The 11317-nt window shown below is 48.6% G+C and carries 15 protein-coding genes; 6 read left to right on the forward strand and 9 right to left on the reverse strand.

What is annotated here, in order from left to right; translation table 11 throughout:
• Window positions 1-8: 8 nt before the first annotated feature.
• The 5 genes from AWQ21_RS02510 to chlG form a co-directional block, all read right to left on the reverse strand.
• On the reverse strand, window positions 9-704 hold the full coding sequence (locus tag AWQ21_RS02510) for an NYN domain-containing protein (RefSeq protein ID WP_232315038.1): 696 nt from the start codon (window positions 702-704) through the stop codon (window positions 9-11).
• Between the two features lie 57 nt (window positions 705-761).
• Window positions 762-1718, reverse strand: a complete 957-nt coding sequence (locus tag AWQ21_RS02515) for a M48 family metallopeptidase (protein ID WP_065713180.1) — start codon at window positions 1716-1718, stop codon at window positions 762-764.
• A gap of 42 nt (window positions 1719-1760) precedes the next feature.
• Window positions 1761-3230 carry an amidophosphoribosyltransferase gene (purF, locus tag AWQ21_RS02520; RefSeq protein ID WP_065713181.1) on the reverse strand — a complete coding sequence of 490 codons (1470 nt, stop codon included), beginning with the start codon at window positions 3228-3230 and terminating at the stop codon, window positions 1761-1763.
• Between the two features lie 242 nt (window positions 3231-3472).
• Window positions 3473-4162 (reverse strand): PHP domain-containing protein, encoded by a 690-nt coding sequence (locus AWQ21_RS02525; protein WP_065713182.1) that lies wholly within the window; start codon window positions 4160-4162, stop codon window positions 3473-3475.
• A 236-nt stretch (window positions 4163-4398) separates the two neighbouring features.
• Window positions 4399-5400 (reverse strand): chlorophyll synthase ChlG, encoded by a 1002-nt coding sequence (gene chlG, locus AWQ21_RS02530; protein WP_065715187.1) that lies wholly within the window; start codon window positions 5398-5400, stop codon window positions 4399-4401.
• Between the two features lie 204 nt (window positions 5401-5604).
• Here chlG and pyrF point away from each other — a divergent pair, with 204 nt between their 5' ends.
• From pyrF to AWQ21_RS02550, 4 genes are all read left to right on the forward strand, one after another.
• Entirely contained in the window at window positions 5605-6294 is a 690-nt protein-coding gene (gene pyrF / locus AWQ21_RS02535; protein ID WP_065713183.1) for an orotidine-5'-phosphate decarboxylase, read from the forward strand.
• Between the two features lie 110 nt (window positions 6295-6404).
• Window positions 6405-6665: a BolA family protein gene (locus tag AWQ21_RS02540; protein WP_065713184.1), complete on the forward strand. Its 261-nt coding sequence runs from the start codon at window positions 6405-6407 to the stop codon at window positions 6663-6665.
• A gap of 60 nt (window positions 6666-6725) precedes the next feature.
• Window positions 6726-7055: a Grx4 family monothiol glutaredoxin gene (gene grxD, locus AWQ21_RS02545; RefSeq protein ID WP_012306176.1), complete on the forward strand. Its 330-nt coding sequence runs from the start codon at window positions 6726-6728 to the stop codon at window positions 7053-7055.
• Between the two features lie 207 nt (window positions 7056-7262).
• Window positions 7263-7601, forward strand: a complete 339-nt coding sequence (locus AWQ21_RS02550) for a hypothetical protein (protein WP_065713185.1) — start codon at window positions 7263-7265, stop codon at window positions 7599-7601.
• 194 nt (window positions 7602-7795) lie between these two features.
• Here AWQ21_RS02550 and AWQ21_RS02555 read toward each other — a convergent pair whose 3' ends face one another.
• The 3 genes from AWQ21_RS02555 to AWQ21_RS02565 all read right to left on the reverse strand — a co-directional run bounded on the left by AWQ21_RS02555 (window position 7796) and on the right by AWQ21_RS02565 (window position 9822).
• On the reverse strand, window positions 7796-8059 hold the full coding sequence (locus tag AWQ21_RS02555; RefSeq protein ID WP_065713186.1) for a DUF6761 family protein: 264 nt from the start codon (window positions 8057-8059) through the stop codon (window positions 7796-7798).
• A 400-nt stretch (window positions 8060-8459) separates the two neighbouring features.
• Complete coding sequence (locus tag AWQ21_RS02560) at window positions 8460-8735, reverse strand: hypothetical protein (protein WP_065713187.1); 276 nt, start codon at window positions 8733-8735, stop codon at window positions 8460-8462.
• Between the two features lie 445 nt (window positions 8736-9180).
• Window positions 9181-9822, reverse strand: a complete 642-nt coding sequence (locus AWQ21_RS02565; protein WP_065713188.1) for a DciA family protein — start codon at window positions 9820-9822, stop codon at window positions 9181-9183.
• A gap of 128 nt (window positions 9823-9950) precedes the next feature.
• Between AWQ21_RS02565 and AWQ21_RS02570 the strand changes: the two genes are divergently transcribed.
• Both AWQ21_RS02570 and AWQ21_RS02575 read left to right on the forward strand, forming a co-directional pair.
• A complete protein-coding gene (locus AWQ21_RS02570) occupies window positions 9951-10436 on the forward strand; it encodes a J domain-containing protein (RefSeq protein WP_065713189.1) in 486 nt (161 codons plus the stop codon).
• Window positions 10437-10510: 74 nt separating this feature from the next.
• The gene (locus AWQ21_RS02575) at window positions 10511-10786 is read left to right on the forward strand and encodes a DUF3143 domain-containing protein (protein WP_030005814.1); all 276 of its coding nucleotides are present in this window, start codon (window positions 10511-10513) and stop codon (window positions 10784-10786) included.
• On the opposite strand, the gene AWQ21_RS02580 is transcribed toward AWQ21_RS02575, so the two are convergent.
• The gene (locus tag AWQ21_RS02580; protein WP_065713190.1) at window positions 10743-11267 is read right to left on the reverse strand and encodes an AAA family ATPase; all 525 of its coding nucleotides are present in this window, start codon (window positions 11265-11267) and stop codon (window positions 10743-10745) included. The genes AWQ21_RS02575 and AWQ21_RS02580 overlap by 44 nt on opposite strands.
• Window positions 11268-11317: the final 50 nt, after the last annotated feature.

Consider the following 11317-nt stretch of genomic DNA (forward strand, 5'->3'; position numbering starts at 1 on the left):
CTTGGCAACTATTTCTTTTTTCGTTCCCGCACCGAGATTACATTTTGCTCCTTGCGCAGTTCAAACAGATCAATCGCCTCAAACAAACTGCTTAATTTCTTATAGCCATAATTGCGTGAGTCGAAGGACGCCTGGTTCTTGATGTGGCCGCCAATTAGTCCCAATTTTGACCAACCATCTTCATCCTGGGTATTGGCGATCGCCCCCCGCAACAGGTTCATCAATTTCGTATCCTGCTTCAGTTGCTGGCCAGACTTGGGCTTGGTTTGTACATCATTTTGGTCTTCGGTGGGTGGCGTTAAATTTTCCAGGTACAAAAACGTCGAACAGGCTGAAACGAAAGGTGATGGCGTTTTTTTCTCTCCAAACCCATATACTTTCAACCCGTTTGTCAGCAGGCGCATCACCAAGGGCGTAAAATCACAATCACTCGACACAATCGCAAACGCATCTAGACTTTGGGTATAGAGTAAATCCATCGCATCAATAATTAACGCCGCATCCGTTGCATTTTTGCCCTTTGTATAGTCAAACTGCTGAATCGGCTGGATCGCGTATTCATGCAAACAATTTTCCCAGGACTGGAGGGCGGGGTTTTTCCAGTTGCCATAGGCCCGGCGAATATTGGCGACACCGTATTTGGCAATTTCTGCCAAGATCACGTCAATTTTTGCGGCGGGTGCATTGTCAGCATCGATCAACATCGCAATTCTAAACTCAGCCTTGGCCATAGCCCTTCGATCCTTTATCCCTTATGGGATTTATTCGGCCCCTTTTGCCTTTTTAATTTCTGCTTTGAGTTCCTCAATTTGACGCCGCAAACTCTCTAGATCACTTTCATCTTCAGCATTTACGTCTACTGAACCAGTGCCAGCTTGGGCATAATGACCCTGTTTAATCCGTTGATATTCCTCAGAGGCTTCCCAGGTTTTGATAAAGCTCAACCGCTCTACCGGGAAAGGATGACTCAAAAATGTCCCATTACCGCCGTTATAAATCAAAAACTTATAAATCTGATTGAGTTGATCTTGATCAAGGGCGTCATAATCCTGGGACTGCTGGGTAAACTCGGTCAAACTCATTTCGTGGCCATATTTCGCACTGCCGCCCGCGAGCTTCATCATGGTGTGCAAAATTGGATTGAGATCATCCATCACCAAAAGTGCTGCTCGATCCGCTGAAAGTTCAGCCTTCCGCCGCCATTCATAAAAAGCATAAAGTAGCCCCGTGGTAATGACATTACCGAGGCCAAGGGTAATTTCCCCAAGGAAAGAGGCTGCTCCCATGGCCCACATCGCCATCTGGATCAAGATCGTGTGGTCGCATTTGATGTGACCCAACTCATGGGCCATCACCGTCCGTAGCTCCGTTTCATCAAGTAAATCCAGCAGCCCCGTATTCACCACAATGTACGGGTGATCATGGCCGAGGGCGTAACTATTGACCATTGGATTTTGGTTGACATAAAGCGTCGGCTCTGGGGAAATATCCAAATCATGGACACATTCCCGAAAAATGCCGTACAGGGTCGAATACTGACGGGGGCCTGCTTTAATATTGTTGCCCATTAGAAAAACCTGCTGGGGTCGTTCGTAGATATATTCCACAAAACGACTGGCCAACAGCTTAAAACCAGGCAGATTACGGAGGGCTTCTTCTGCTTGGCGATCGAGGGGGTGACGAAAGGCTTCGCTAGAAATTCCGGGATAGGTCGGCATTAATTCTTCCTTTACCGCTCTCAATCCATGGGAACGGCTTTGCTAGACAGTGGCTTTTTCTAACATTAGCTTAGATGATTTGATCGCGTCCGGAATTTCAATGGGATAGTTCCCATCAAAACAGGCGGTACAGAAACTAGAAGTCCGCTCATTGGTGACATCCAGCATGCCCTCTTTGCTGAGGTAAGTCAGAGAATCGACTTCAATTTGTTTTTCGATTTCGCCCAGGGATTTTGTCGCGGCAATCAGCTGATCTTGGCTATCGGTGTCGATGCCATAGAAACAGGGATGGGTTACAGGGGGTGAGGAAATACACATGTGTACTTCTGCGGCCCCAGCTTGTCGGAGCGCCCGGACAATTTTACGGCTGGTTGTGCCCCGCACAATGGAATCATCCACAATGATGATCCGTTTCCCTTGGAGAACATCTTTAAGGGGATTGAGTTTCATGCGGATCCCCACTTCCCGCATGTGCTGGGTCGGTTGAATAAAGGTGCGGCCGACATAGCGATTTTTAATTAGTCCTTCCCCAAAGGGGATCCCGGAGGCTCGGGAAAAGCCAATGGCGGCGGGAATCCCAGAGTCGGGAACCCCCATAACGAGGTCGGCTTCGATGTTGGATTCTTTGGCCAGTTGCGCTCCTAAGCGGAGACGATAACTAAAGAGGGTTTCGTCGTGGACAACGCTATCGGGACGGGCAAAGTAAATCATCTCGAAGACGCAGAGTTTCCGGTCTGGCTTTTCAGACCATTGTTGAGCAGTTAAGCCAGATTCTGTGATCCAGACCATTTCGCCTGGTTCTACATCTCGCAGATAGTCTGCACCAATGATATCGAGGGCACAGGTTTCAGAAGCCAGGACATAGCGGGTGCTGCCGTCTTCCTCGGTGAGAGTCCCAATAACAAGGGGACGGACTCCCTGGGGATCCCGTGCGCCAATAATGCCGTCCGGGGTGCCGATAACAAGGCTATAGGCGCCGGAACAGAGATTAAAGGCAGCGATCGCCGCTTCGGTCCAATCTTTCCCCTGATCGACATAAATGGCGATCGCCTTGGCGATCATTTCCGAGTCGGTGGTGGTTTGAAAATCGAGACCCGTAGCAAGGGACAACAACTTGTCCTTAAGTTCGATGGTGTTCACCAAGTTGCCATTGTGGGCCAGGGCCAAAGTCCCCAGGCGAGTTTCTTCGAGGGCTGGTTGGGCATTGCACTTATGGCTAGAGCCAGTTGTGGAGTAGCGATTGTGGCCCACGGCCCAAACCCCAGGTAATTCCTGGAGTTTTTCTTCGCTAAATACCTGGGAAACGAGGCCCATACCTTTGTGTACATGCATTTGCGTGCCATCAAAGGTCGCGATCCCTGCGGATTCTTGCCCCCGATGTTGGAGCGCAAAAAGTCCAAAATATGCCAGTTTTGCCACTTCTTCCGTTGGGGCATAGATGCCGAAAACACCACAGTATTCCTTGGGTTTGTCGGGGAGATCGTTGGCATAGACAGTTTGAGGGACAGTCATCCTACAGGTTGCACTCCTAGTTATTGGGTGAAAAAGAGAAGGAAATTCAGCGGTTACGATGGCTACAATACCACGTCAATGAATGCCTTGATGGACAAAATCTATCAAGGCTTTAACCCCACTTAATCTAGTTTTAAGGGTCGCGGCATGGTTAATGGGGTCAAAGGATGAAAATATTCCTTGGGTAAGTTTATTTTAGGTCAGAATTTTGCTATGCGGGGATCAAAGTTTGGCCGCTGCCCCTAAAGTCGTTGCTGGAGGCTGCGACCATGGGTATCTGTGCCGCAGGTGAGCCATAGATTGTGCTGCTGCCCAAGGGCTGCCACTGCTGGGGTGTGTTTTTGGCTCGGTACCCAGGGTTTGGGGTTGTCGTAGGCGTAATAGGCTTCTACACCATCAATGTTAAGGGATGCTGCTGCTGGGATTAATTCTGCGGCCGGACGGCGATAACGGGCGGGATGGGCCAACACAGCTAGTCCTCCAGCGGCATGGATGGCGTCAATAATCACCGTTGTGGCGGCGCGATCGCCTTCCGGAATTTCCCGGTTAAAGTAAGGGGCAATGGCACCGTGATCAGGGTCAAACCCATAGGCGAGGATATGTACTGTGGTGTCAAGGAGAATGGCGTTAATTTCGATGCCCGTCCAGAGGTGGGGCAAGGATCGCATCCTGTCGTTTTGCTGTTGACTGAGGTAGCTTTGGGCCTGTTGATAGCCGTGGATAGTATGGTGATCAGTGATCGCGAAGCCTTTTAGGCCAATGGCGATCGCCTGGTCAACAATTTCTGTTGGGGTGAGTTGACCATCAGAGCAGACCGAATGCATGTGGAAGTTGTACTGATTGGGGCAACTGGTTGCCGTTAGACTGCGCCAAGCCTTTTCGAGCGCTTGCAAATCTTGAGCCGCACTTGGAACAGACAAAGTAGAAGTCATGGCGAAGGCGATCTTTGGCGATCGCAAATTTAAAGGGCGAGCGGAATGGTAATAAAAGGGTAAAGAAAACCTGAAAAAAAGATTAGATATTGCAAATTGTTACAAACAAGATAGCAAAGATTTTTGCCCTTGGGCAGCACCATAAAAAAATCTCTCCGGGTCGTAGGGGACACGGAGAGCAAGAACCGGATCAGCATTGCCAAAAAATTTAAGCAAAAAATAGTCAGGTTAATATCTTAGGAAATTCCTGCGTGGCCCATGGCAAGGCCTGCGACCAACATTCCCAACACCAAAAAAGGCTGGGCACTGGCCTGGTATTTCACATCATTTTTCAGGGGATCCCGCAGGAAATACATATCCTGAAACGTAATTTGAGGAATCACGAGCAGCAACAGAATCGTCGCATATAACTGTTCATGGATACTGACCAGATAACCGGCAATGCCCACCTGAAAAATATCAATCATCAGCACACAAATCCAAGCGGCGGTTCCGACCCCAAACATTACAGGGAGAGATTTCAAACCCAGTTGGCGATCGCCTTCGACACTTTTGAAATCATTCACAACAGCAATTCCCAGACCCGCAAAACTATAGATCAAGGTCACCACCATCACCGTCGGCGTCAGCGTCCCAAACAACGCATGGCCAGCCCACCAAGGCAGCGCAATATAACTCGCCCCCAAGGCATAGTTCCCAAGCCAACCATTTTGTTTCAGCTTCAGTGGCGGCGCAGAATAAATGTAAGCAATGAAGCAGCCCACCACCGTTAAGACCAGCATCACAGGGAAATCATGGCCCGCCCAACGGTCGAGGAGATAGCTCAAGCCAACGCCAGAGCCCAAAAGCACAAGAATTTGTGTCACCACCTGGGGTACGGAAATGGCCCCCGAAGGAATGGGGCGGTAGGGTTCATTGATCGCATCAATTTCCCGGTCGTAAAAATCATTGAGGGTTTGGGTATAGCCCGTGAGTAAAGGCCCCGACAACAACATACAGGCCATGGCCTTCAGGAAATCTTCGACTCCCCACACATAGCCACCGGAGGATGCTGCCCCACACACAACGCCCCAGATCAGCGGAATCCAGGTGATGGGCTTCATCAATTGCAGGCGAATTTTCCAGATGGATGTTTCTCCCTCAGCGGCTCCTTTCATGCCGAGGAGTTGGCGGGCTTTAGAACCCTGTTCTTCTGGGGCCGTGGCTGGTGTCGTATCTGGATTAGGCGTTTCTGTCATGGCGTCTGGATTGGAATATTTTTTACAGAAAAAAAGCGTAACGGAAAAACCACTCGTCATTGGGCATATTACGCCGCAAGGGGTTTATTTTAACCTAGTCTTCTAGTGGGATTTTGCCAATGGGTCAGCCTTTCTTCAAAAAGTCCAAAACACCGCTATGCTGAACATGATCTTTTCTCGCGAAATTTAAGCAAGCAATAACTGATGCAAGATACTGTGATTGTGCCCCTGGATGTGCCGGATCTCCCGGCGGCGATCGCCTTAGTCGAGAGCTTACCGGAGGTCACCTTTTGGAAAGTGGGCCTAGAATTATTTGTCGCCACCGGGCCAGATATGTTGCGCTATCTCAAAGACCAGGGCAAACGCATTTTTCTTGATCTCAAATTACACGACATTCCCAATACCGTTGCTGGTGCTTGCCGTTCGGCGCAGGCCTATGGGGTAGATCTGTTGACCATCCACGGTGCTGCCGGGGCGATCGCCCTAACGGCTGCCAAAGAAGCCCTCGGAGATTCCCCCACAAAACTGATTGCAATTACCATCCTCACCAGCATCAGTCCAGACCAATTACGGGACGAGTTGAAAGTGGATCTGCCCCTTGATGCCTTTGCTCAACACATGGCAAACCTGGCCCAAGGCGCTGGGTTAGATGGGGCTGTGTGTTCTCCCCAAGAGGTGGCAATGCTGCGGCAATGCTGTGGTCAAGATTTCACGTTAGTTTGTCCGGGGGTGCGTCCCACCTGGGCTCAATCAGGAGATCAACAGCGGGTGATGACTCCCCAGGCGGCAATCCAACAGGGGGCGAACCACCTCGTCATTGGCCGACCGATCACCCAGGCAGAAAGTCCCCAGGGAGCTTGGCAAAAAATTCAAGCAGAGTTGGCGATCGCCTAAAACGTTCACACCAGTAAATCTGACCCAGCAAATCCAGAGACGGAAGACTAAAGATACAATGGCTTAAGTATTCCTGCTTACATTTAGGATTTATTTCACACTAATTACCTATGGTTAGCTTATCGGCAGTCAAAAGCTCCATTGAAACCCATCTTTCCGGAGCCCAAGTGTTCGTGAAGGATCTCACCGGTGGCGGCGATCACCTAGAGGCCATCGTCGTTTCCCCCGACTTTGCAGGTCAATCCCGGGTACGCCAACACCAAATGGTCTATGCTGCCCTCAAAGAGGATTTAGCCTCAGAAGCGATCCATGCTTTAGCCCTGCGGACTTTCACCCCGGAGAAATGGGCAGAAGTGGGTCAACCCACTTAAACGGTCTCGGAAACGACGTTTTCCTGAACCCTTGTTAACCCATACTATGAGGAAAAATAGATGTCTTTAACCCCTGAAACCCGCGAAAAAATCGACCAATTGGTCAACAGCAGTAAAATTTTTGTGTTCATGAAGGGCAGTAAGCTAATGCCCCAATGTGGCTTTTCCAACAACGTTGTGCAAATTTTTAACAGCCTCGGCGTTGAGTACCAGACCTTTGATGTCCTAGAAGACTACGATGTGCGCCAAGGCATTAAGGAATATTCCAACTGGCCGACGATTCCCCAGGTCTATGTAAATGGGGAATTTGTAGGTGGTTCCGACATTATGATCGAGCTTTACAACTCGAAGGAACTCCACGAAATGCTTGAGGTGGCCTTGGCTTCCTAAAAATATAGTTATTCTCAATCAAAACGAGACCAATCTAAGTAGGGGTTTACTATGGTAAACTCCTACTTTCATTTGGAAGGGATACATCTCTCCAGGATGACCGTTTAAGATCTCAACACCCTATAAATAAAGTATGAAGGATACAGCCTCTGGTTCAATCTGAACTATGCTGTTCTCAATTTTTTCAATTTGCAGCAGGTGTGATTAGTGGTGATTAGCCCCGAACTTTACAATCTTCTGCGACAGGGACATAAGCTTGCCGCAAAGCTTCCCTCGCTGCGGGTCGGCCATTGTCGATTCATTATTGTTCTTGGCGTCAAAAGTATTCCTTCCCGTGATCCCAATTTTGATGCGATGCCTTGGCGTTTCCGGGTCAGTTGCTACGAACTACGGGAGGAATTCCTCGATGAGTATCCTTGCTTAGAGAATCTTCGAGATTATCAAACTGAAGTGGTTGGTGAGAATAAGCTTGAAGAAACAATCACACGCCTAGCTGGCCAAACTGTAACCCTAAAATTAGCTTCCATTGTTGATGCTCCCTATTAAAGACATTCTCTAAAGGGCACCTCGAAAAATACGAATTTTCCTTGTTTTGCTAACTTATCCTCGCTGTTTCAGCCCTTGGAAGTATCCAAAAAAGCAATTAATCGAGGTTTCTTAAATAACAGTTGTCGCTTGTCCAGTTCTGGAAAAGCAAGTGTCTTCCTTCAAAATTCTAGATACAGCTTTAACTCCAGCACCTAGTAGTAGAAATCCGTTTCTGTTTGGGTCTGGGTTTGGGGATAGGCTATTTCAAAATTGGACGGATCCCGCAAGAAGCGAAAAACTTCTTCTTCTAAGCGGTGAATCTTATACACTTCAAGGGCTCCCGTGTGGTGAAGACAGGCAATGTAACCGTCCATGTATTGACGGATATCTTCATAACGGTTGCCTCTGCGCCACAGTTCTACCATGGCGTCCGTTAAGCGTTGATAGTAGCGGATGGTAAGACTGTCTTGGAGCATAGTCACGGAAGGTTTTAAAAAACAGTAGATGAGTCTGGGTATTAAAGGAAAACGGTTATCGTGCCACCTGACACCTGTTCCTCTTGGCCCTATTTTAGCGATTTTTGTGAATTGACGCTGATTTTTTTCCTTTTTAAAGGAGATCACTGGCTTTTGCGCCACAAAGAAAGCTCCCTCAAAATACCCTAATTGCCGATAATTTTTCTTAAAATAATATTAAGTTTTGCCAATAAAAAAATAAAAATATTTCCCAAAATTAACTTTTATCCTCAAAGGCGATCGCCATTATTTTTTTACCGAACAACACCAATAAAAAAGCATGGTTGCCCATGCTAAGTTTTTTGCCATCAATTTTTTGTTTTTAAACCTATTTCTTTGTCGGCCAGAGGGTTGATCCCGACTATTGGGGGTGAATCTCAGAATAGGTCGTTGACTGGGAGGCGATCGCCGTTGGTACTTTTTTCGCCACACACTCCAACGAAAAAGACTTTTCAAGCAATACCAAATCCGTTGCAGGTTCCCAATTCTCGTCAAAAATGGGGAGTGCGAGGGGGCAGCTCGTCCAGTCCCCTGCGGCAAATGTTTCGAAGCGCTTACAGATGCCGCCACGACGCCCTTCAGCCTGAAAACAACGACAATGCTTACAAGTGGAGACTGAGCAACTTTGCGGTTTCATAAATGCTCCCCGAGGGGCCCCATGTCATAAAAATTTTATTTATGTTTTCATTATGTGACTATTGCCCAAATCACCAGATCCCCTGAAGCTTAATCCCTGTCCTCGATCAACCTAGATCAAGGCACAATTAAAGTTTGTTTTTTTTTATATTTGATGTTTCAACTTCTTAACAGTAATTTCAAATAAGTATATGTGCTTGTAAACCCTTAAGAAATGGCTAAAAAGTGACGTATTAGCCATGGGGATCATTTAACAACCAAAATATTTTTTCTCTGTATGCCCCCAAAAAAATAAATGAACGAAGCGTAATGGGCCAAAAACCTTTAGTTTTGACCGTATTTCTACTGAATCGTGTAATGAAGTATCTAGAACCGAACCAAAACGCCCTGAAAATTTTGCGTCGTCGTTTGTCCATTGGAAGCCAGCGGATCAGGAGGTTTGGCATTTATTCGGGATCATCGTCTCGATCAAGGGGGGTTTCTGGGGTTGGCGGTTCGGGGGGCACTCCCAGACCCAAAGGTTGTTGTTCCTGCCAAATTTGCACAATACAAAAGCTGCACACCTGCCACCGCTGCAGTTCTCCAGGGGGGGTTGCCCTTTGACAACGGGGACAGGCAGGTAACCCGGCGAAGAGTTGTTGTTGGGTTTCGGCCCAGTGGCGCACGGCTTCGACGGGATCTGAAGTGGTTTGATGGGCATCAGTGCGTTGGGGAGGATCTTGGCGATTAGGGAGGGGAAGCTGGCTCGGATGGGGGAGGTTCGGGTCGGCGGCCAGGGGCGAATAGGCGGGGCGACGGTGCCAATGGACAGTCGAAAACCGCAGATCCTTCAGGGGAGGGTTCAGTTGGGCATTAAGTTGAGCCAGCAGGCGGCGGCGCTGGAGATTGAGGTGCTGTGACCAGGTGTGATTAGGCGTTGCGACCCACAAAACGTCATCGATGATTCGAATGGGATGACTGTTCGCCAAACTTTTTTTCGGCAGGATCTTTTGCCAACGCTCATTAACGGCGGTGAAACGTTTTTGGTGCGCCCAGGCGGGTTGGTCGAGGAGATGATTGAGGAGGTGATCAATGGATTGGAATCCCATGGGTCGTCGGAGAATACAGGGTCAGGAAAAATAGCTAAAGGGCGATCGCCTTTTGTCTGTGACTACCACATTACCTCTGGGGAGAGAGAACGATAAAATATGGGGCAAGTCTTTAGGGTCTGTTCACGATGGCTCGTTCTTCCCAACAGTCTCGCACCACCGAAAAAGTCCTTGATGTCAAAACGCGCATTGCCCAGAGTCATTATGGCCTGTTGGGTTTATCACCGACGGCATCACCATTAGAAATCCGCCAACGTTACCGGGAACTCAGCAAGCAGTTTCACCCCGATACAACGGTGTTACCGGAAGCGGAAGCCACCGCAAAATTTCAACGTCTCAATGAAGCCTATGGCATTTTAAGTAGTCCGGAGCGGCGATCGCTTTACGATTTGCAGATTGGCTTTTCTCGTTACAGTGTGATCCAACCTTCACAAAATGAACAGGGAGAACGCGGTTATTCGAATTCTGCTTATCTAGACCCGACGGATCGGCCCCTCTCGGCGGGAGAAATTTTCGCGCTTTTCATTATGGGCTTAACTTTTGTCGGTTGTGTCTTGTTGGCGATCGCCCTGGGAGTTAGCCGCCAAAACCTGAACTTAGAAGGCTTATTCTGACGTTGCCAGCCAAAAGAAATTGGTAGACTGAACGGTGGCCCTCTGGGCCGAGCCAATCACCTTCCCCAAAAACCATGTCCACGATGCCTTCCCTTGATAGCCCCCTCTATAACCATCCCCTCCCCAAAATTGAACAGTGGCTCCGGGAGATGGGCTGTGAGCAAGATCCCCAAAATCTCCACTGCTGGACAGTCGGCCGTCCTGGTTGGCAAGCAGAAATCCGCCTCGAAATCGAAGAGCTTGCGGTGTCCTACCTCAAAGCTGGGGCCGATGGCTCTGACATCGAGCGTTCGTTTAAATATTCCCTCAGCCGTCGAGATATTGAAGCTGCCGTTTTTTCAGGCCCCTAAGGGTTTTTGGTTGCAAATCCGGAAGGGTAATCACTTCTAGAAAGCCTTCCTGCGCCTGGGGGGGATCTACTTCAAGGTCACGGAGCATTTTTTGGATAACTTCTGGCGGCACTTGACGCGATCGCCTTTGGTTGCGAGCCAAGCAAATCTCTAGAGAACAAACCAAATACCAAGCCAACCAATCCATCGGTGGACATTTTTTTAAAAAATCTAATCGCCAGGGTTGATGGCAGTTGGTGGCATCATAAATGACAGGTTTTCCCTGGGCGATTGCCTGGTGCAAGCGTTGTAAAACAATCGCCTCAATGGTGGGCCAATCCCCCTGAATCCCTGGATCACCGTACAATTGCGCCCGAATCCCATCGGTAGAAATTAAGCAAGCCTGGGGAATAGTTTGGAGTAGCCACCGGGCAAAGGTGGATTTGCCAGAACCAGGGGCACCAATGAGAAAATGCGATGGGGGTTGTACCAAGGAAAACACAATCAGTTTGAACGAATATTTTGCGTAATATCGACGAATCAACGGGGATA

Origin of the sequence: Picosynechococcus sp. PCC 7003, from assembly GCF_001693255.1 — a bacterium.
Lineage (GTDB): Bacteria > Cyanobacteriota > Cyanobacteriia > Cyanobacteriales > MRBY01 > MRBY01.

Coding starts and splice junctions, on each gene's coding strand:
- chlG (WP_065715187.1), bottom strand. CDS start 5,400: ATGACAGAAACGCCTAATCCAGATACGACACCAGCCACGGCCCCAGAA.
- grxD (WP_012306176.1), top strand. CDS start 6,726: ATGTCTTTAACCCCTGAAACCCGCGAAAAAATCGACCAATTGGTCAAC.
- AWQ21_RS02565 (WP_065713188.1), bottom strand. CDS start 9,822: ATGGGATTCCAATCCATTGATCACCTCCTCAATCATCTCCTCGACCAA.
- AWQ21_RS02555 (WP_065713186.1), bottom strand. CDS start 8,059: ATGCTCCAAGACAGTCTTACCATCCGCTACTATCAACGCTTAACGGAC.
- AWQ21_RS02525 (WP_065713182.1), bottom strand. CDS start 4,162: ATGACTTCTACTTTGTCTGTTCCAAGTGCGGCTCAAGATTTGCAAGCG.
- AWQ21_RS02510 (WP_232315038.1), bottom strand. CDS start 704: ATGTTGATCGATGCTGACAATGCACCCGCCGCAAAAATTGACGTGATC.
- purF (WP_065713181.1), bottom strand. CDS start 3,230: ATGACTGTCCCTCAAACTGTCTATGCCAACGATCTCCCCGACAAACCC.
- AWQ21_RS02515 (WP_065713180.1), bottom strand. CDS start 1,718: ATGCCGACCTATCCCGGAATTTCTAGCGAAGCCTTTCGTCACCCCCTC.
- pyrF (WP_065713183.1), top strand. CDS start 5,605: ATGCAAGATACTGTGATTGTGCCCCTGGATGTGCCGGATCTCCCGGCG.
- AWQ21_RS02540 (WP_065713184.1), top strand. CDS start 6,405: ATGGTTAGCTTATCGGCAGTCAAAAGCTCCATTGAAACCCATCTTTCC.
- AWQ21_RS02560 (WP_065713187.1), bottom strand. CDS start 8,735: ATGAAACCGCAAAGTTGCTCAGTCTCCACTTGTAAGCATTGTCGTTGT.
- AWQ21_RS02575 (WP_030005814.1), top strand. CDS start 10,511: ATGTCCACGATGCCTTCCCTTGATAGCCCCCTCTATAACCATCCCCTC.
- AWQ21_RS02570 (WP_065713189.1), top strand. CDS start 9,951: ATGGCTCGTTCTTCCCAACAGTCTCGCACCACCGAAAAAGTCCTTGAT.